Source organism: Streptomyces sp. a15, from assembly GCF_059026085.1.
Window position 1 is genome coordinate 62,123 of the sequence record NZ_JBWLKM010000023.1, and the last position, 19,141, is coordinate 81,263.

The 19,141-nt window shown below is 70.0% G+C and carries 16 protein-coding genes; 14 read left to right on the top strand and 2 right to left on the bottom strand.

What is annotated here, in order from left to right; all coding sequences use genetic code 11:
• Positions 1-26 precede the first annotated feature (26 nt).
• Positions 27-602 carry a MarR family winged helix-turn-helix transcriptional regulator gene (locus tag AC5P09_RS23870; protein WP_493875826.1) on the bottom strand — a complete coding sequence of 192 codons (576 nt, stop codon included), beginning with the start codon at positions 600-602 and terminating at the stop codon, positions 27-29.
• A gap of 271 nt (positions 603-873) precedes the next feature.
• Between AC5P09_RS23870 and AC5P09_RS23875 the strand changes: the two genes are divergently transcribed.
• From AC5P09_RS23875 to AC5P09_RS23890, 4 genes are all read left to right on the top strand, one after another.
• Complete coding sequence (locus AC5P09_RS23875; protein WP_493875827.1) at positions 874-2,229, top strand: glutamine synthetase family protein; 1,356 nt, start codon at positions 874-876, stop codon at positions 2,227-2,229.
• Positions 2,230-2,457: 228 nt separating this feature from the next.
• Positions 2,458-3,894 (top strand): amino acid permease, encoded by a 1,437-nt coding sequence (locus AC5P09_RS23880; protein ID WP_493875828.1) that lies wholly within the window; start codon positions 2,458-2,460, stop codon positions 3,892-3,894.
• Positions 3,895-4,025: 131 nt separating this feature from the next.
• The gene (locus AC5P09_RS23885; protein WP_493875829.1) at positions 4,026-4,910 is read left to right on the top strand and encodes a type 1 glutamine amidotransferase; all 885 of its coding nucleotides are present in this window, start codon (positions 4,026-4,028) and stop codon (positions 4,908-4,910) included.
• A 271-nt stretch (positions 4,911-5,181) separates the two neighbouring features.
• The gene (locus AC5P09_RS23890) at positions 5,182-7,377 is read left to right on the top strand and encodes a zinc ribbon domain-containing protein (RefSeq protein WP_493875830.1); all 2,196 of its coding nucleotides are present in this window, start codon (positions 5,182-5,184) and stop codon (positions 7,375-7,377) included.
• 159 nt (positions 7,378-7,536) lie between these two features.
• Here the strand turns inward: AC5P09_RS23890 and AC5P09_RS23895 are convergent, their stop codons facing one another.
• Positions 7,537-8,052, bottom strand: coding sequence for an LURP-one-related/scramblase family protein (locus AC5P09_RS23895; protein WP_493875831.1), 516 nt, complete (start codon positions 8,050-8,052; stop codon positions 7,537-7,539).
• A gap of 1,171 nt (positions 8,053-9,223) precedes the next feature.
• Here AC5P09_RS23895 and AC5P09_RS23900 point away from each other — a divergent pair.
• The 10 genes from AC5P09_RS23900 (at position 9,224) to AC5P09_RS23945 (ending at position 18,579) form a co-directional block, all read left to right on the top strand.
• Positions 9,224-9,463 (top strand): histidine kinase dimerization/phosphoacceptor domain-containing protein, encoded by a 240-nt coding sequence (locus AC5P09_RS23900; protein WP_493875832.1) that lies wholly within the window; start codon positions 9,224-9,226, stop codon positions 9,461-9,463.
• Between the two features lie 122 nt (positions 9,464-9,585).
• Complete coding sequence (locus tag AC5P09_RS23905) at positions 9,586-9,741, top strand: hypothetical protein (RefSeq protein WP_493875833.1); 156 nt, start codon at positions 9,586-9,588, stop codon at positions 9,739-9,741.
• 155 nt (positions 9,742-9,896) lie between these two features.
• Positions 9,897-10,814, top strand: a complete 918-nt coding sequence (locus AC5P09_RS23910) for an ATP-binding cassette domain-containing protein (RefSeq protein WP_493875834.1) — start codon at positions 9,897-9,899, stop codon at positions 10,812-10,814.
• 29 nt (positions 10,815-10,843) lie between these two features.
• Positions 10,844-11,542 (top strand): ABC transporter permease, encoded by a 699-nt coding sequence (locus tag AC5P09_RS23915; protein ID WP_493875835.1) that lies wholly within the window; start codon positions 10,844-10,846, stop codon positions 11,540-11,542.
• Positions 11,542-12,729, top strand: coding sequence for a sensor histidine kinase (locus AC5P09_RS23920; protein ID WP_493875836.1), 1,188 nt, complete (start codon positions 11,542-11,544; stop codon positions 12,727-12,729). The genes AC5P09_RS23915 and AC5P09_RS23920 overlap by 1 nt, the downstream gene beginning before the upstream one ends.
• Positions 12,726-13,373: a response regulator gene (locus tag AC5P09_RS23925; RefSeq protein WP_493875837.1), complete on the top strand. Its 648-nt coding sequence runs from the start codon at positions 12,726-12,728 to the stop codon at positions 13,371-13,373. The genes AC5P09_RS23920 and AC5P09_RS23925 overlap by 4 nt, the downstream gene beginning before the upstream one ends.
• Positions 13,374-13,550: 177 nt before the next feature.
• On the top strand, positions 13,551-14,549 hold the full coding sequence (locus tag AC5P09_RS23930; RefSeq protein WP_493875838.1) for a YdcF family protein: 999 nt from the start codon (positions 13,551-13,553) through the stop codon (positions 14,547-14,549).
• A 58-nt stretch (positions 14,550-14,607) separates the two neighbouring features.
• Positions 14,608-15,744, top strand: a complete 1,137-nt coding sequence (locus AC5P09_RS23935; protein WP_493875839.1) for a VanZ family protein — start codon at positions 14,608-14,610, stop codon at positions 15,742-15,744.
• Between the two features lie 339 nt (positions 15,745-16,083).
• The gene (locus AC5P09_RS23940; RefSeq protein WP_493875840.1) at positions 16,084-17,205 is read left to right on the top strand and encodes a S1 family peptidase; all 1,122 of its coding nucleotides are present in this window, start codon (positions 16,084-16,086) and stop codon (positions 17,203-17,205) included.
• A 153-nt stretch (positions 17,206-17,358) separates the two neighbouring features.
• Positions 17,359-18,579 (top strand): sensor histidine kinase, encoded by a 1,221-nt coding sequence (locus tag AC5P09_RS23945; protein ID WP_493875841.1) that lies wholly within the window; start codon positions 17,359-17,361, stop codon positions 18,577-18,579.
• Positions 18,580-19,141: the final 562 nt, after the last annotated feature.

Sequence of the window (19,141 nt, forward strand, 5' to 3'; positions counted from 1 at the left end):
GGGAAGCCGGGACCCCGACGGCATGGCTACGGGCGCGGGCGACGGCCCGATCGCCGCGGGGCCAGGTCCTCGCCGGCGAGCAGCTCCCGCCGGCGCTGCTCACCCTGCTCCTCGAGCCGGCTGACGACGGCGCGCAGACTGTCGGCGAGCTGGAGGCACTGCTCGGGACTCAGCGGGGCGGAGACGAACGCCTCCTCCGCATTGAAGGCCGGGAACAGCTGCTCCATGAGCGTCTCCCCTTCCGGGGTCAGCGAGAGCAGGACCCGGCGACGATCCTCGGGGTGGGGTGAGCGGGACACGAGGCCGCGCGACTCGAGGGTGCGCGAAATGCCGGTCAGTGTCCCCTTGGAGATGCCCGCCTCCTCCGCCACCGACCAGGTCTCCGCCTCGCCCCAGATCCACAGCACCCACAGCACGACGAAGCTGGTCCACGTCAGCTCGTGCGGACGCAGTACCGAGTTCTCCAGATGCTGACGGACGGCCGCGGCGGCCCGGTGGATGTTTCCCACGGCGGCCATGGCCTCGCGCTGCAGGGTCAGACCGCCCAGCCGCCGCTGTATGGCCTGCTCGGTCTCGGTGATGGATCGGCGGGGCCCAGGCACAGGCTCCTCCTTCGCGTCGGGGCGGCGCGGGGCCGCCGGAGTGTTCGTTTGCGGCCAAATGTATCCCGCAGCGTCTTGGCCCGGTGGACTTCGGCCATGGATGAGCATCGGCAAAAATCTGCTTGACACCTCTTGTGGGCGGCGTATCCGCCTCTTATCGTTTGGCATCAAATGATTCTCCTGGCGTCACCGGCCTGCCATGCGGCCACACGGTTTCGCGCGGGCAAATCGGACAGAATGCAACTCATCGCCGCACCCACTGGAGCATCCCTTGAGCGCCCACACAGACCCCAAGGTCCAACAGACGATGGAAGCGCTGGACGCCAAGGGCATCGATGTCCTCCGCGTCGCCTACCCGGACCTGATGGGATCCGACCGCAGCCGGGACATCCTGCTGCACCATCTGCCGCACGCGACCGGACACGGCCTCGCCTTCAGCCGCGCCGTCTATCACACCGGCGCCCTGGGCGATCACTCTGACATCGCCGGCGGCCTGGACGCGGGCCTGCCGGACGTCCTGGTGCGCCCCGACCTGGACACCGTCGTCCCGCTGCCCTGGGAGCCAAACGTCGCCTGGTGCATCGGCGACGTCCGGGACCCCGCCACCGGCCGGAGCGTGCCCGAATCACCCAGGGACCTGCTGCGTCAGGTCCTCGCCCGTCTGGACGACGCGGGCCTGACCGCGCTCGTGGGCCCGGAACTGGAATACGTCCTGCTGGAGCCGGACGCCGACACACCCACCGGGTGGAAGCGCTACGCCCCCGAAGCGGGCAACGTCTACACCACCGGCCGCCGGGCCGACCCGGACGGACACCTCCTGCGCACGGTGCGCGCCCTGCACGCGCTCGGCCTCGACGTCAGCGGCGGCAACCGCGAGTTCGACGGCGGGCAGTTCGAGATCAACCTCAACCACTCCGAAGCACTGAACGCCGCGGACCGCGCCTTCCGGTTCAAGGCCGCGATCAAGGAACTGGCCCGCGCCGAGGGCCGGCTGGCGACGTTCATGGCCAAGCCGTTCAACGACGGCGGCGGCTCGGGATTCCACCTGCACGTCTCTCTCGTCGACGCGGACCGGACCAACGTCTTCGACGCCCCTCATGACGCCCACGGCCTTTCGGCCACGGCCCGCCACGCCCTGGCCGGCGTCCTCGAACACGCTCCGGCTCTGTCCGCGCTGCTCAACCCGACCGTCAACTCCTACAAGCGGTTCGGCCCGGACACCACCGCCCCGTGGCTGATCAACTGGGGCCTGGACAACCGCAACGCGATGGTGCGCATCCCGCCGGAGCGCGGTGCCGCCTCCCGGCTGGAAGTCCGCCTCGGCGACGCCACAGCCAACCCCTACCTCGCCATCGCCGGCCTGCTGGCCGCCATCCACCTCGGCATCACCGCCGCCGCCGAGCCCCCCGCACCGGCGACCGGCCACGCCGCCGACACCGACGCCGCGGACAGGCTGCCCACCGACCTCGGCCAGGCTCTGGACGCCCTGCAGGCCGACGACCAGCTCACCGACATCCTCGGCAAGTCCTTCGTCGACGCCTTCCTCACCTTCAAGCGGGACGAACTCGCTCGCTTCCACAAGCACGTCACCGACTGGGAGTTCCGCGAGTACGCCCAGATCAACTGACCACCGCACCGCTTCCCCGTTCGACCATCTGGTTCCGCCGCCTGCTCGGCGCCTCACCCTTCCACCTGCTTCCCCCAGGCCGACCCTCGCCGAAGCGCAGCCTCCGCATGCCCTTCCGCGGCCTTCTCCTGCCCCGCCGCACTGCGCGGGCCGGGCTTTCGCCCACCCCGCCGCAGCGGGGTGGGCCGTGTCCGTACGTCAGCCCACCACTTGCGAAGGACTCCTCACATGGCATTTCGTACGCCGACCGACAGCAGCACATCCCACCCGGCAGACTCACCCGACGAAAACTGTCCCCAGCCCGGCGCCCCCGCCCTGGGCACCGGCCTCAAACGGCGCCACGTCACGATGCTGGCCATCAGCGGCGCCATCGGCGCCGGACTCTTCCTCGGCGCCGGAGCAGGCATCCACACCGCCGGACCCGGCATCCTGATCTCCTACTCACTGGCCGGCCTGCTCATGGTCCTCGTCATGCGCATGCTCGCCGAGATGGCCGTCGCCCAGCCCAACAGCGGATCCTTCTCCGTCTACGCCGAGAAAGCCTTCGGCCGCTGGGCCGGCTTCACCGTCGGCTGGCTGTACTGGTGGCTGCTGGTCGTCGTCGTGGCGGCCGAAGCCACCGGAGCGGCCGCCATCGCCCACAGCTGGCTGCCGGCCGTACCCCAGTGGGCCTACGTCCTGGCCTTCATGGCCGCCCTCACCGCCGTCAACCTCTTCAACGTCGGCCACTTCGGCGAGTTCGAGTTCTGGTTCGGCGCCATCAAGGTCACCGCCGTCGTCGCCTTCCTCGTCCTGGGCACACTCGCAGTCTTCGGCCTGCTGCCCGGCACCCACTCCGTCGGACTGACCAACCTCACCACCCACGGCGGCTTCCTCCCGCACGGCATCAGCGGCGTCCTGACCGGACTCCTCGCAGTCGTCTTCTCCTTCGGCGGCATGGAACTCGTCACCATCGCCGCAGCCGAATCCCCCAACCCCTCCCAGGCCGTCGCCAAGGCCACCCGCACCGTCATCGTCAGGCTGCTGCTGTTCTACATCGGCTCCGTCGCCCTCATGGTGCTGCTGCTGCCCTGGAGCTCCGCCTCCGCCACCACCAGCCCCTTCGTCAGCGTCCTGCAGCGCATCGGCATCCCCGCGTCCGCAGGGCTGATGAACGTCGTCGTCCTCACCTCCCTGCTCTCCGCACTCAACTCCAACCTCTACGGCGCCTCCCGCATGGCCTTCTCCCTGGCCCAGCGCCGTGACGCCCCCCAGAGCGTGCTGCACGTCTCCCGCGGCGGCGTCCCCCGCCGCGCCGTCCTCGCCTCCGTCTCCTTCGGCTTCATCGCCGTCATCCTCAACTTCCTCGCCCCCGACCGCGTCCTGCCCTTCCTCCTCAACACCATCGGCGCCATCATCCTCGTGGTCTGGATCGCCATCGCCCTCTCCCAACTCCGCCTGCGCCAGACCGCCGAACACACCCCCGGCCGGGCGCCGACCGTGCGCATGTGGGGCCACCCCTGGCTGAGCTGGACCGCCCTGGTCGGCATGACCGGCGTCCTCGCCCTGATGTGCACCGACACCGACGCACGCACCCAGCTGCTCTCCACCGCCGCCCTCACCGCACTCATCCTGATCGCCGCGGCCATCCGCACCGCATGGGCAAAGAACCAGGCCAAGCCATAGCACGAACCGCCTCGACGGCGGAGTCCGCAGCCCTGACGAAACGCGCACCACCCTCCGCGCAGCGCCAGGACGCCTCGACACACCAGGGCTGCGCCGAACCCCTCACATTCCACAGAAAGGGAGAGCCCATCGTGCGTGCACTCATCATCCGGCACGACCACGTCACGGAGCCCGGACTGGTAGGAGACCGGCTCGTCCAGCGCGGGTACGACCTCACCCTCCTCACAGTCGTCCCGCAGGAGCGGCACCACACACCCGACGTAAGGTTCGACTTCCCCGACGCCGACGGCTGGGACCTGGTCGTGTCGCTCGGCGCCCCCTGGTCGGTGTACGACGAGACCACAGTCGGCAGCTGGATCGGCGGCGAGCTCGCCCTGCTGCGCAAGGCCCACCACCTCGGCATCCCAGTGCTGGGCATCTGCTTCGGCGCCCAAGCCCTGACCACCGCACTTGGCGGCCGCGTCGAGGCGGCCCCGCGTCCCGAGATCGGCTGGGTCGAGATCGACACGGACGACCCCTCCCTCATACCGCCCGGTCCCTGGATGCAGTGGCACTACGACTGCTGCGTCCCGCCGCCCGGCGCCCACGAGACGGCCCGCAACGCCGTGTGCACGCAGGCGTTCCGGGTGAGGAACTCGCTCGGGGTCCAGTTTCACCCCGAGGCGATCCCGGCCGTCGTGCGGCGCTGGGTCGACTTCGGCGGCGCGGAGCAGTGCGCGCGGCTCGGCATCGATCCGGAAGAGCTGGTCGCACGCAGCCGCGCCATGGAGCCGGTGGCACGGGAGAACGCGTACCGCCTGGTCGACGCGTTCCTCGACCATGTGGCCTCTCCGGTCTGTGCCGTCGGCAGGGTGAACCTCGTCCTCCCTGCCGCACCGCCGTCACCAAGGCCGCCGGCAAACCGATCGGCCGCCGTGTGGCGCACCACCGGGCCCGACGAATCGGGACAGGGCGGCAAGCAGGTACCGGGTGGGCACCCGGTGGAAGGGTCTTCAACTGTTGGGGGTTTGGCTTAAGCAGGCTGGTTGATGCTCTTTCGTGGCATCGGTACGGAACCTCAGGATCTGCCACCGGTTTCACCCCGTCAGTCATGTTTTCCGCTGGCTTCGAGAGAGGTGAATGTTCGCCTTCTCGTCCTCCTGGTCGGATGCTGACGCCCGCGGCCTTCCCACGCCCTCGGGGCGCGGAGTCCCCGGGTGGATGAACAGGCCGGGACGGGGGCGTGTCTTTGTGCGATGGTCGGTCGTTAGGCCGATCGGAGTGCCGGGATACAGGCCGCTTGGGGAAGTGGCCGGACTCATAAGGGAGAACGAGGTGGCGGGGGTGGGCAGGGTGATGGCGACGGCGACGTGTACCGCCTTCCGCGGCGTCCTGGAATCCACCGGGGAGCGGGTCGGTCAGCGGGTCCTGCTGGAACGGGTGGGTTTTCTGACCCGGTTGAGCCAGGATCTGACGGGCGCTCTAGTGGCTTCCCGGTGGGACGAGAAGTGCCTGGACGTGCTGGCCGCCGGGGTGGACGAGCAGGGCGAGGACCTGCCGTCCAAGGGGTGGATGGCCCTGCGCCGTCTGAACTGGCCGCAGACTGTGCCGCCCCCGGCCGGGGCGTACGTCTCGGACCGGGTGCGCCGGGGTGCTGAGGAGTACGCGGCCCGCACGCTGCGCCTGGCCCTGCACCGGCGCAGCATCGTGGCCGCCGTCCTGGCCACCTGGCCCGCCGATCCGCGGCGGCGCACCGAGGGCGAGTGGGCGGCGCTGCGGGCGGCACTGCCCGCCGGGGTGAGCGGTGCGGAAATCCGCAACCGCACCCGCCAGATCCGCGCCTACGTGACCGAGCACGGGCAGCTGCCCGCCGGGCTGTGCATCCTGGAGGGCCCGCCGCGGGTGGCCCCTCAGGTGCTCCTTGCCGCGATGGACCGCCAGCAGGTCACCCTGGCCCGGGTGGATGAGGTCACCGCCCGGTTGCGGGTCAAACTCCCCCTGCACGCGGTTCCTGCCACGGGGCGGGACTGGGCCTGGCATGTGATCGACATCCGGCTGCCCGGCACCATCACGCCGGACGCGGCCTTGCACACCCCCACTTTGCGTCCCACCCGCGCGGGCCGGATCGCCGTCGACCTGCCGCACTCAAAGCCCGCCCCGGCCACCAAAGCGAGCGGGCATCGGGTGGCGGTCGGCTTCGACTGGGGTGTCAACACCCTGCTCACCGGCACCCTCGGCCGCCTCACCGCAGGCGGCCCCACCCGCCGGGTGGTCACCGACGGGCGTCCCCTGGTCTTCGACGCCACCACCATCAGTGCCGGCCTGCACCGGCTGCGCGGCCACCGCGAGGACCTCGCCGCCAAGCGCGACCACTACCGGGCCCTCGCGGACGGGCTCGCCTCCCCACACGTTGCCTGGGGCGAACACCTCGACCGGGCGCGGGTGCTGGAGTTGGAGCATGTGCGGGTGTGTGCCCGCATCCGGCAGTTGAATGCCGCGCTGGCCTGGGCGGCGGCCCGCTGGGCCGTCGACCAGGCGGTAGCGCTCGGCGCGAGCGTCATCTACCTCGAGGACCTCGCCACCCTTCAAGCCCGCGGCCACCGCAAGGGCAACGCCCGGCTGTCCGGACAGGTGCGCGGCACCGTGGCTGAGGCGATCCGCCACCTGGGAGCGAAGGCGGGGATCGCGGTGGTCACCGTTCCGGCCCGGGGCACCTCCAAACTCTGCCCCGGCTGCCTGAGCACGCTCACCCACCATTCGGCCCCCGACCGGCTGCACGAGCGGGGCTGGAAATGGGCGCACTGCGCGGGCTGCGGGCTGTCGATGGACCGGGATCATGCCGCCGCCCGCCGGATCGTCTCCCGCGGCCTGCTCGCCCAGGCCCACACCACCACCGAACGCGCCACCGGGACCCGGAGCATCCGCACCACGGTGGAGGGCACCGTAGCCGTGGTCCGGCGTCCGAAGAAGACCACCCGCCGCCTGCGCCGCCAACGCCACGCGGAGACAGCCCCACCCCGACCGCACGGGCCGAAGACCACCAAGGGCAAGGGGCGTCCCACCCCCAGCAAGCCCACCTGCCCCCGGCACCGAGCTGTCCGGCGCGCCGCCACAGAACAGGCCCTGCCCCCGGCCCCGGGCCAGAAGACTTCCCGCCGTATGCCCGATGCGCGTACGGTCCCCGCCACCGCTCCCACCCCGGGGGCAGTCCAGCGTCCGGCGGGGCATGACACCACGACACCAGCAGCATGCAGGCCGGTGCCAGGTCATGGAGTACCCGCACCCCACCGGATCGAAGACCACCTTCTTCGATCCGGCCGGGTGCGGCTCTCACGCAGAACCTGTCGGCGACGCACCCGCGCCGCCGAGCGGACCGGCTTCCACCACCTGCACGCCACCGAAGTCCACCCCCTCACCCCGAGGTTCGGACCACCGGACAGCGACCGCACACGGCCACGCCGCGCCCGAAAAGCCTGGAAACCACAGGCACACACAGAGTTCTAGAGGCGCTGAGATCCCATGGAACGTTGGGGAGCCCCCTATGCGGAGACCCTTGTCGAGACTGTCGTTTCGACTGGTCACTGACGCCGAGGGAAGCCCTCACTCAAGTGGAGGATGTCCCTGCACACTCTGCGGGTCTGCTGGAAGGGCGACGGGGCGATGTCAGTTCTCGTCCTCGTGCGTCTCGTTGCTCTCGTGCTCCTTGGCGGACAGCCGGTCCACGCACACCGCGATCGCCAGAATCAGCGGCGCATCGGCGCCCTCCGCCACATCCACCGCATAGGTGTCCCGCAACCGGAACCACTTGCGGGAGATCCGCGCCACCCGGTCCTCGTCCGCCTCGATGTCGTATTCCTTGTCAGGGAAGTGGCCGTGGATCTCAAGCTTCCGGCCACCCGCCAGCTTCGCCCGGTAGACGTCCCGGAACGGGGTGAAGAGCTTCTTCTTCACCTCGGCGATCGCCTGGCCGTGCGCGTCCTTCACCTGCATGACGTCACGCAGGCTCAGCAATTTCTTCCGGATCACCGCGACCACCAGGCCCGACGGATCCTGCAGCTCGAAGGTCTGGCGAAACCGCAGAGCCTTTCCGTCCACCCGGAACACCTTGCGGCCCTGCTCGTCCTCGATCCAGAAGTCGTCCCCGATCCCAAGGATCCGCTCCCGTACCAGGTACTTCATTCCGCTCTCCTCCTGCTCCGTGCTGCTGGCCGGTCTTTTGTTGACCGGTCGAAATATGACGGCCGGCCTCCGGCCCTGACGCGCCGCAGGCCGGACAGGGTTGGCGCCTTCGACCTCACCGTGGGCCTGCTTGCCGATCCCGACCTGAGCCTTCTCCTCACCGCGAGCCCTCTGGATGATGACCGCCTGCCGGCCATACGGGAGGCCTGGGCGGTATCCCAGGTGAAGGGTCCGGCACGGTGGGGACGCAGGTTCTGGGGCCGCCCGGGTGGGACAGCAGCGCGCCGCCCGCGGTTTGCGTGTCGTCGCGGGGGCTGGAGAAGGCGGCGCGGGATGCCGGGCATTCTTCCGTGCGCTGAGCGCAGCGCAGGCAGGAGACCACGATCAGGCCGGCCGCGGCGAGGCCGACCATGTATCCACTCCACATGAGGAGGTGTCTGCGCCGGCGGTCGGGAGCGTTCGGCCGCAGCAACCTGGTCACCGCGCCGGGTTCGGCTCCCACCCACATGTCATCGGCTGCGGTCACCTGCCTGTACGGCCTGGTCAGTCCCATCACGACGATCACCCTGTCCTCCACCTCACGTGTCCGGGCACCGGCGCGGCACCGTCAGGGCATCCAGGCTCGTCGAAGCACGCCGACCATCCATTAGCCAGATAGCCAAAGTCACGTACGACGAAAGATGTACGGACAGGACCTGAAGCTGTCCGCTGCCGAACTCCCGGCGCAAACCCCGGACACGGCCTGAGATCGCGAACACCGTGGCGGCTGCGAACGTGCGACCCTCTTGTCACCTTCCGCCCCGGGTGCGGCGGAATGCGCCCCATCCGGCCGACGGCCGGGTCCAGGCAGCCCCCAACCGCTCCGGCGAACTCGCCCACCGTGCACAGAGGTGACGTGTGCTGCCGCAGCCCTTGACCGAGGACCGCGGGCGCGGCCCTTTGGGGACCGCAACGTCTGGGAACAGACGATGTGGCGGGACCTCCAAGAGATCAGCCCATGGTGGGATCTGCTTGTGCTGCTGGTGGGCCTGGCCGTCATCGGGTGGCCGGTCGCCAAGCGGCCGCCCCGGTTCCCCGCTGAGCTGCGTACCGCCGTGCCCGGGGGCCTCTCCTTGATCGTGACCGTTCACGTGCCGCCGTCGCCGCCACCCGGCGCGCCGAGCGCCTCGCGATGGCGGCGGATCCGCACGACTTCGTGGCCCACCGCGTCACCGGAATCCTGATGCAGGTTCGCACGGCACAGATGGTGCACACGACCGACCCCGACCAGCTCGCCAGGCTGCTGGACGGCGCCGAGCACGGCGCCACGGAAGCACTCGCCTCCATGCGCCGCACTGTCGGCATCCTGCGCGACAGCCTCGACGAGACGGCCCGGGACAGGCCGTCGCTGATCGACGCCTGGGCGATCTGAAGGCTCTGCCCGAACTCGTTGAGCACTTCGCGCATCTGGTCGGCCCGAGAGCCGTACTCCACCGCGATCCATCCCTCCCTGACGACCTGCCCCTACGACGTCCAGGTCTCGCCTACCGCGTCGTGCAAGAGGACCTCGCCAACATCCGCCGCCACGCCGCCGACGCCACCGAGATCACCGTCCACCTCACCCACGACGGCCAGGTCCTTCAGGTGACCGTGTTCGACAACGGAGAGGGCGGCACAGCGCTGCCTGCCGTGGCCCGTGGCGGCGGCTGATCGCCGAGACGAGGCCGGGTGGTGAGCAGCCGTCGTACATCCTTCGGCGTATGCGGCTTTGGCCGGATGGCGGACGGCCGGGCGGTGAGCTTGGACGAGCCTGGGTGTCCTGCCGGCACCGCGGTGGTGCCGGAGCACGTGAGGGGACAGGACAGATGATCGTCACCCGGGGATTGACCAAGCGGTACGGGCAGGTGGCCGCTGTTGACGATGTGTCGTTCACGGTGGAACCCGGTGTGGTGACCGGGTTCCTGGGGCCGAACGGGGCGGGCAAGTCCACCACGATGAGGCTGATGCTGGGCCTCGACCAGGGCGAAGGCCGCACCACGTTCGACGGCCGCACCTATGCGGAGCTGGAGCGGCCGACACAGACGGTCGGGGTCCTGCTGGACGCGGGGGCCGTGCACCCCGGGCGGACCGCGCGGGGGCATCTGCGGATGATCGCCGCGGGAGCCGGTCTGCCGCGTCGGCGGGTGGACGACGTGCTGGACATGGTCGGCCTGGGGTCGGCCGCGAACCGGCGTGCCGGTGGCTTCTCGCTCGGGATGCGGCAGCGGCTCGGGCTCGCCGCAGCCCTGCTCGGCGACCCGGCGGCGATCATGCTCGACGAGCCTGCGAACGGACTGGATCCCGAGGATATCCGGTGGCTGCGTGACCTGCTGAAGGTCTTCGCCGCGGAGGGCCGGGCGGTGCTGGTCTCCTCGCACCTGCTGAACGAGATGGCGGTGCTGGCCGACTCCCTGATCGTCCTGGGCGGGGGCAGGCTGATCGCCGCCGAGTCGGCCGACGACTTCATCGCCCGTCATTCACGCAGGGAGGTGATCACCCGTACGGACCAGCCCGAGGCGCTGCTGCGAGCACTGTGGGGCGCCGGGTTCGAGGCGACGCAGGGGCAGGACGGCCGGATCACCGTGGCGAACGCCACCACCGACGACGTGGCCGCCGCGGCCAGGAGCGCCGCCGTGCAACTACTGGAACTCACCGCGGTGCGGGCGGACTTGGAAGAGGCGTTCTTCCAGGCCACGGCCGGCGTGACCGACTACCGGGCGCACGCACCGCAGGCCCGGAACTGACCGCCGCGAACTTCGAAGAGAGAATCCTCATGCTCAACGCGCTTCGCTACGAACTGATCCGGCTGCGGACGGTGCGCTCCACCTGGATACTCCTGGCCGCCGCTGCGGCCCTGCAGTTCGCCGTGGCCATTGCGGCGGCCGGCCACAGCGAGCTGACTCCGATCCAGCGCTTCCTCGCCTCGTTCAACACCGGGATGCTGCCCCTGGTTCTGCTGTTCCCGATGGCGATCGCGGTCGGCGCGTTCAGTCACGAGTACCGGTACCGGACCATCACCACCACGATGCTGACCCTGAACTCCCGCCCGGTGGTGATGGCGGCGAAGGCGCTGACCTCGGCCGGGCTCGCCGCCGTCACCGGCGTTCTGCTGGTGCTGGTGACACTGCTGGCCCAGGTGGTGCGGGGCGGCGCGCCGGACGACTGGGCGCGGATCGGGCACGTACTGGTGGCGGTGGTCCTCTACGCGGTGCTGAGCATCCTCGTCGGGCTCGGTGTCGCGGCGCTGACCCGCAACACGACCGCCTCCATGATCGTGATGCTCGTTCTGCCGGTGGTCGTGGAGCAACTGCTCGCGGCGGTGGTGAAGGCGTGGTGGCTGCTGCCCTTCCACTCCGCCGAATCGCTGGTGGATGCCTCTTCCTTCAAGTGGGCGGCGCCGCTGCCGCTGGTGGTGCTGGCCGCGGTGGTCGTCGGCGGCGCGGGCATGACGCTGGCACGGCGGGACGTGTGATGCCGTCCACCGGACAGGCCGGGCGCGCCGCGACCGCCGCGAGCGGCGGCGACGGAACGAGCCGCTCCTGGTGGGGCGGGGACTTGGTCCGGCTGTGGCTCGGGGATCTGGGAGCGGCGGCGGTCGTGGGAGCCCTCGGCGTGGCGATGGCCCACGGCTCCGCGTTCGGGCTGGTGTCCGGTGGACGGACTGTGGCGCCTGTCGCGGTGGCGTGCGTGATCGCCGTACGCCGCCGCTTCCCGCTCACCGCGGTTGTGGCCGCGCTGCTGGGCTGGGTGCTCGTGGGCACGCTGTGCGCGGTGCCCGTGGCCTGTTGGACGGTAGCGAGGCGGTACGGCGCCGGACCCGTCACCTGGGTGACCTCCGCAGTGAGCGGTGTGGTGGTCGCCTCATCGTGGAGCACCTGGCCTTCGGGGCTGGGCCTGCCGGTCATGGCGGGCGTCGCGGTCACCGCTGTCGGGGCCCCGGTCGGGCTCGGGCTGTGGCTGCGGCAGCGCTCACAACTGCTCGCCGGTCTGCGCGAGCGTGCCGAACAGGCCGAGCGCGAGCGGAGTCTGCTGGCTGCCCATGCCGTCGGCGAGGAACGCACCCGCATCGCACGGGAACTCAACGACGTGGTGGCGCACCGGATCAGCCAGATGACGCTGCTCGCGGGCGCGTTGGAGATGACCTGCCGCGACGCTGCCGTGGTCGAGGCCGCGACGGCGATCCGGGCAGCCGGAGCGACGGCACTGAAGGAACTGCGCAACCTCGTGGGCGTGCTGGGACCAGGGGACGAGGAGGTGCCGCTGCACCCGGTACCGAACCTTCACGAAGTGCGCCGGCTGGTCGAAGAGGCGTCCCGCTCGGGCCGCCGGGTGCGCATCAACGTGCCCGACGAAGTGCCCGAGCTGCCTGGTACGACCGAGCGTGCGCTGTACCGGTTGGCCGAGGAGTCCCTGGCGAACGCGGCGGAGCACGCTCCCGGCGCCGAGGTGGACGTCACGCTGGAGGTGTCGGACGAGGAGGTCACCGTCTCGGTGCGCAACGGGCCCGCGGTGGCGCCCTCGGCGGGCGGGGGCGGAACGGGTTTCGGACTGCTGGGGGTGCGCGAGCGGGTGGAGCTGGCCAGTGGCAGGATGACGGCCGGCCCCCGGCCCGGGGGAGGCTTCCTGGTCACCGCGACTCTGCCGAGGTACTCACCATGATCCGAGTCGTACTGCTGGACGACGAACCGCTGGTGCGCGCCGGGCTGCGGATGATCCTGGAGAGCCAGGGGGTCGCCGAGGTCGTGGCGGAGGACGGTGACGGCACCCGCGCGGTCGAGTTGGTGCAGGCGCACCGGCCCGACGTGCTGCTGACCGACATCCGCATGCCCGCCGTGGACGGCCTCGAAGTCACCCGCCGGGTACGCGCGCTGCCCTCCCCGCCCGAGGTTGTGGTGCTGACCACCTTCGACCTGGAGGAGTACGTGTACCGGGCCCTGCAGGCCGGTGCTGCCGGGTTCCTGCTCAAGGACGCGCCTCCGCAGGAGATCGCCCGTGCCGTCGAGGTCGTCGCCAAGGGGGAGGCGGTCCTCGCCCCGGCCGTCACCAGGAGGCTGCTGACCCGGTTCGCCGGCAGTGCGGGCAGCAAAGTCGCCGACGCCAAGAGGCAGTTGTCCCGGCTGACCGGCCGGGAACGTGAGGTGGCCGCCGCCGTGGCCACCGGCGCCGCCAACGCGGAGATCGCCCGCACGCTCCACATGAGCGAGGCCACGGTGAAGGTCCACATCAGCCGCATCATCACCAAGCTCGATCTGGAGAACCGCACCCAGATCGCGATCCTGGTTCACCAGGCGGGCGAAGTCTGACCCGAACGGCACACCGTCCTGCAACCGCCCTGCGTCTCCGGCGACCGGCCGGCGCCCAGCGGTATGACGCTGCCTGACACACGTTTCGTGCCCTCTCCACGGCGCGTCCCCCCCTCCTTCTCCCCGATTCAGCCGGAGACCTTCCGGCATGCCCAATGACACACAAGGGGCCAGTACGTGATCGTCTTTGCTCCTGCAGGCGTCTTCTTCCTGGTGTTCGCCTGCGGTTTCCTGTATGACCGAAGACTCGTGCGCAACGGCGTCTCCCTGTTCTTGGCGCTGGTCTTCCTGGCCGGGGCGCTGCTGATGGTTCTGGGGTCGATGTCCGAGGTGGCGGCCACAATCCTGGTCGTGGCGGTCTTGGTCCTCCTCATCCTGATGCCGTTCGTGCTCGGGGTCTTCCTCATCGCCAACGGAGTGACGATGTTGCGCCGGGAGGGCAGGCGTCTGGCGAACCTGCTGTCACTGGCGGCAGGTGTCGGCATCCTCCTGTTCGTCGGGCTCAAGGCGCTGGCCTACTACACCCGATGGAAGCCGCTGGACATCGCGTTCGATGCGGTGGAGGGCGTGCTCGCCTACGTCTCCCTGCTCTTCACGTGCTTTCTGCTGTACTCGTTCGTCTACGGCAGGATCCCGCACCGGCGCGCCGTCGATTTCATCGTGGTGCTCGGGTCCGGGCTGATCGGAGGCTCACGGGTCCCGCCCCTGCTGGCCAGCCGACTGGACCGGGGACGTGCCGCCTTCGACGCCGAACGGGACCGGGGCCGGGACCCGATGCTGGTGACGTCCGGCGGCCAGGGGCCGGACGAGGAGCTCCCCGAGGCGCGGGCGATGGCCGACTACCTCATTGCGAGCGGCGTGCCCGCCGACCGGATCCTGGTCGAGGACCGGTCCCGCACGACCCAGGAGAACCTGCGTTTCAGCAAGGCGCTGATGCAGGACAGCACACCGGGCTACCGGGCCCTGGTGGTGACCAACAACTTCCACGCCATGCGCGCCGCGCAGATGGCACGCAAGGAGAAGGTCAACGCACAGGTCATCGGCTCACCGACGGCCCGCTACTTCTGGCCGAGCGCGACGATCCGCGAATTCGTGGCCATCTTCCTGTCGCACCGGCTGCTGAATCTCGGCATCTGCGCGCTGCTGTTCGTCATCGGCGTACTGCCCTCCCGGTAATCCCCACACTTCGTGCGCCGACGCCGACCAGGCACTCGGCGCTGAGAGGAAACCGCTCATGAGTGACAGAGTGGCGCCGGCCATCTTGGCCGCTCTGCTGATGTTCGTGGCCTCCTTCGTGCTGTTCGTTCCCTATATCGCCGTGCAGTACCGACGGCGTGGCCAACTGGGCTTCGGCAACTTGACGTTGGCGTTCTCCGGGTCTCTCTACGGCCTGGGGCTGTTCTTCTACGTATTCGCCCCGTTCCCGCCGCTGAGGACCAATTTCTGTGCCGCCATCGGTATCCACCGACCACAGTTGATTCCGTTCAACTTCCTTCACGACATGCGGAAGTTCGCCCCCGGCAGCGGTGTCACGGCAACGCTGCACAACCCGGCGCTGACCCAAGTGCTGCTGAACGTGGCGCTTTTCGTACCCTTGGGCATGTTCGTCCGGCACATGTTCGGGCGCAGCGTGCCGGTCACCGCGGCCATCGGCCTGGGTGTGTCCCTGCTGATCGAGACGACGCAGCTGACCGGTGACTGGTTCATCTATCCCTGTGCGTACCGGCTGTTCGATGTGGACGACCTGATCGCGAACGGCCTGGGAGGCTTGCTCGGCGCGCTGGCCGCCCCGCTGCTCAGTCTCGTGCCCGGCCAGCGGATCGATACCGAGCCGGGAGAGCCGCGCCCGATCACCTGGCGCCGGCGACTGTTGGCGTGCGTGTGCGACCTGATGATCTTCATGTTCGCTGAGATGTTGGTCAACGCGGTCTGCGCGATGCTGGTGTGGATGTGGCACGGTGGTTTGTCCGCCAGTGACACTCCTCCGTACTGGGACTTCCTCGACCATGGAACCGTCCAGTTCGTCGGGTTCTGGCTGCCGTGGCTCGTGATCGCGGTCGGAGTTCCCCTGGCAGGCAGCGGAGCCAGTCTCGGGCAGCGCATCGTCCGATTGCAGGCGGTCACTGCCGACGGCAGCCGACCCGACGTGAAGGCGAGACTGGTGCGCAGCCTGACGGGTATCGGCGGCTACCTGTTCCTGAGCGAGTTCGATCAGTTGTCCTTCGTGGTCAGCGTCCTGACCGTGGTCTCGCTCATCGCGCTGTTCAAGACGTCGCAGCACCGCGGCTTGTCCTACGTCTGCGCGCGAGTGACGATGACGGATTCCCGCATGCCGAGCGGGCAAGCGGCAACGACCGAGCTTGTCCACTGACTCGGCCCCGACGGAGCGAACGTCCTCTACCGGCGCCAGGCCCCCGCGGCCTGGCGCCTCGTCGTTGACCGGCCGGGAAGCCATCCGCTCGAGCAGCCGAGTGGTGTCCTGCCCGGATTTCCCCCTGATCACGGCCGTACATCCTTCGATGTATACGACTCTCGCCGTACGGCGGACGGCTGATCACCGCCCTTCGACGAGTCTGGACGCCATGCCGGTACCGCAGCGGTGCCGGCCCAGGCGATGGGACAGACGGGATGCGCCGCGGCCCCGGCCCTCATGCCGAGGCCCGATGGCCCTTCTTGTGTATCCCTGCCTTGACCAGTTGGAGGATGAATCTTGCTACGCAGAACCGCGACCTGGCTGGCCGCGCTCGGCATCGCGGCGGGGACCGTGACCCCCGCGTTCGCCATCGCGGGGGGACACGAGGTACGCGCCCCGTCGGCTGCTCCCTGGATGGTCACCATCTCCACCAAGGGCGAGGGGTCCCCTGCCGAGCGGGAGCAGTGCGGAGGTGTGATGATCTCGCCGACCAGGGCCGCCACCGCCGGGCACTGCCTTGACCACGCGGACCCGAGCGACCTGGAGATACGCGTCGGCGGCGGTTCCCTGTCGCATCCCGGACGGCTCGTCCACATGCGAGGCTTCGCTGTCCACCCCCGTTACCGGCTCGTCCCCTCACCCAGCGACCCGAACAGCTTCGAGAAGTCGGGCGCCGCCGACGACGTGGCCATCATCGTGCTCACCAAGCCGGTCCCGGGAGTGCACCCGGTCCCGATCGAGCGGAAGGCCCCCGCGGTGGGCAGCAGCGTGCGCGTCTACGGTCACGGATGGACGAAGCCGCCCACCGAGAAGAACCCCCACCCCGTCGGAGACGCCCTCCGCAGCGCCGACATGAAAGTCATCAGCGACCGCACTTGCAACACCCGGCTGGCGGGCGTGGTGGAGGGCAAGTCCGTGCTGTGCGCGCAGACTCCCCGCGCGACCCTCTGCCCGGGGGACAGCGGCGGTCCGCTGCTGAAGTACGGGCGACGGGGTCCCGAACTCGTCGGGATCGTCAGCTTCGGCGGCGAGGTGGCTGACAAGGAGTGCGGCCAGAGCTATCCCGGCGCCTTCGCCGACGCGGCGAAGCTGCGGGCGTGGCTCACCCACGCCCGGCCCGCGCTGGCGCCCATGCCCGCCGGAAAGCTCGCCATGACGGGCCGGCACCAGGCGGGCTCCAAGCTGACCTGCCATCTGCCGCGCTGGAAGGGCAAGGCTCCCGACTCGATCAGCTACACGTGGTACCGGAAGGTGGAGGGGGACGACGGCTTCACCTTCTTGGAACCCATCGACGGCGCCAACGGCCGCAAGCTGACCCTGACCAAGGATCTCGCGCGCACCGACATCCAGTGCCAGGTCGACGCGAGCTCCGCGGGCGGTACGGTCGAACTCCTGTCGGACTCCTCGGGCCCGGCCTGATCTTCGCGGACATCCCGGCGTCGTGACCCGACCCCGGTCGTCGGCTGTCGGCCGGGGTCGGGCACAATGCCCGCCATCCGGCCGACGGCCGGGTCCGGGGCCGGCCGCCACCGCTCCGGCGGAATCGCCCTCCGTACACAGAGGTGACGTGTGATGCCGCAGCTCTTCGCCGATGACCTCGCCGCCCGCCCCATCCGCGGGCGCGGCCTCCTGAGAACCGCGGTTGTCGCCTTGCTGGTGCTGGTGGCCGTTTGGGAACAGAAGATCGCCTGGCACATGTACGTCAGCCTCTGGTGGGATCTGCTCGTGCTGCCCGTTGGCCTGGTCGCTCTCGGGTGGCCGGTCGCCAAGCGGCCGGCCTGGTTCACCGCCGAGCTGCGCACCACGGTGCCCGCCTGCGTGGCCCTGATCATGCAGGCCCTGTTCTCGACCGGTGTCCTCCCCAGAGAGCAGGACCCGTCCGTGGCGGTGCTCGCCGCCCTGCTCGGTCTGCAACTGATCGCGGTCCGCGACTGCCGCCCCCGGTGGGTGGTCGCGTGCTCCCTCCTCGTCACCGCCGCGCTCCTCACCCAGACCGGCTTCGCGGGTGTCTTCCTGTGCGCCGGCCCGGCCGCACTCGGTGGCTATCTGCGTGCCCTGGGCGGTCGCCGCCGCGCGGCCATCGCCGCGACCCAGCGTGCCGAGCGCCTGGCGATGGCGGCGGACCTGCACGACTTCGTGGCCCACCACGTCACCGGCATCCTGATGCAGGCCCGCATGGCACAGATGATCCGCACCACCGACCCCGAGCAGCACGACAACCTCCTGGAGGGAGTCGTACACGGCGCCACGGAAGCACTCGCCTCCATGCGCCGCACCGTCGGCTTCCTGCGCGACAGCCTCGAGGAGACGACCGCGGGCAAGGCCGCCGCCGAGCGCCGCGTGGGCACGCTGGGATCCCTGCCCGAACTCGTCGAGGGCTTCGGAGGCCAGGTCGGCCCGAAAGCCGTTCTCCACCGCGACGCGTCCGTCCCCGACGACCTGCCCCATGACATCCAGATCGCCGTCTACCGCGTCGTGCAAGAGGCCCTCACCAACATCCGCCGCCATGCCGCCGACGCCACCGACATCGCCGTCCACCTCACCCACGACGGGCAGGCCCTTGAGGTGACCGTGCTCGACAACGGAAAGGGCGGCACAGCGCTGCCTGCGGCGGCCCGCGGCGGCGGCTTCGGCCTGGTCGGCCTCACCGAACGCGTCACCGCGCTCGGCGGCGAACTGCGCACCGGGCCACGCCCCGACCGCGGCTGGCAGGTCACCGCCGCCCTCCCGGCCACCGCTGGCAGCCCGGCGCCTGACGTCGTCGCCAACAGTGTCGGCACTGCTCACGGTTGATCCCCCCATGCGAACACGGCCTCATGTAGTTGCGTGGCTCAGCGGGCGCCACGACGGCGCGCAACCTGTGGTAGGCGGGCAGTTGCTCGGACGAGACGCCGGGTGAGCCCGCCCAGTCGGTGGCGAAGCCACCGGGAGCGACGGGAGTGGCGCTGGCAGGTCCGCCCACCGCGTGGTTTCTCCTGACCGCCACGGCGCGCTCCCAGTAGCCGGTCGGTGACCCGTAAAATTCCCGACGAACCTCCGTAGCATCATGTCCGCAGCCGAGAACATGATGCTGCTGCGGACAGACCTTGCCGCGCTCGATGTCAGGGCCCACGGCGCACCCTGCGCCGGGATTGGCGCCTCGAGCGCCGTACGGCATGGCGTGGCGTCCGGCGAGCGGGCACTGGTCAACAGGCCCGGTGGTCCTCAGTATCCGCATGTCTTGATGTCGGTCCTCATGTGCTCCAAGGGCGCCGAGGCGTTGTCGAACCGGTACGCGAACGCGAATCCGGCTACGTGCCGCTGCGGGGTCTGCAACGGGCGTGGGATCGACCGCTTCTTCAGGACCGCTAGCGAG

What these genes read in the sequence shown, in the direction of transcription:
- AC5P09_RS23880 (WP_493875828.1), top strand. Translation starts at nt 2,458, where the DNA reads ATGGCATTTCGTACGCCGACCGACAGCAGCACATCCCACCCGGCAGAC.
- AC5P09_RS23895 (WP_493875831.1), bottom strand. Translation starts at nt 8,052, where the DNA reads ATGAAGTACCTGGTACGGGAGCGGATCCTTGGGATCGGGGACGACTTC.
- AC5P09_RS23900 (WP_493875832.1), top strand. Translation starts at nt 9,224, where the DNA reads ATGGCGGCGGATCCGCACGACTTCGTGGCCCACCGCGTCACCGGAATC.
- AC5P09_RS23910 (WP_493875834.1), top strand. Translation starts at nt 9,897, where the DNA reads ATGATCGTCACCCGGGGATTGACCAAGCGGTACGGGCAGGTGGCCGCT.
- AC5P09_RS23915 (WP_493875835.1), top strand. Translation starts at nt 10,844, where the DNA reads ATGCTCAACGCGCTTCGCTACGAACTGATCCGGCTGCGGACGGTGCGC.
- AC5P09_RS23920 (WP_493875836.1), top strand. Translation starts at nt 11,542, where the DNA reads ATGCCGTCCACCGGACAGGCCGGGCGCGCCGCGACCGCCGCGAGCGGC.
- AC5P09_RS23925 (WP_493875837.1), top strand. Translation starts at nt 12,726, where the DNA reads ATGATCCGAGTCGTACTGCTGGACGACGAACCGCTGGTGCGCGCCGGG.
- AC5P09_RS23935 (WP_493875839.1), top strand. Translation starts at nt 14,608, where the DNA reads ATGAGTGACAGAGTGGCGCCGGCCATCTTGGCCGCTCTGCTGATGTTC.
- AC5P09_RS23945 (WP_493875841.1), top strand. Translation starts at nt 17,359, where the DNA reads ATGCCGCAGCTCTTCGCCGATGACCTCGCCGCCCGCCCCATCCGCGGG.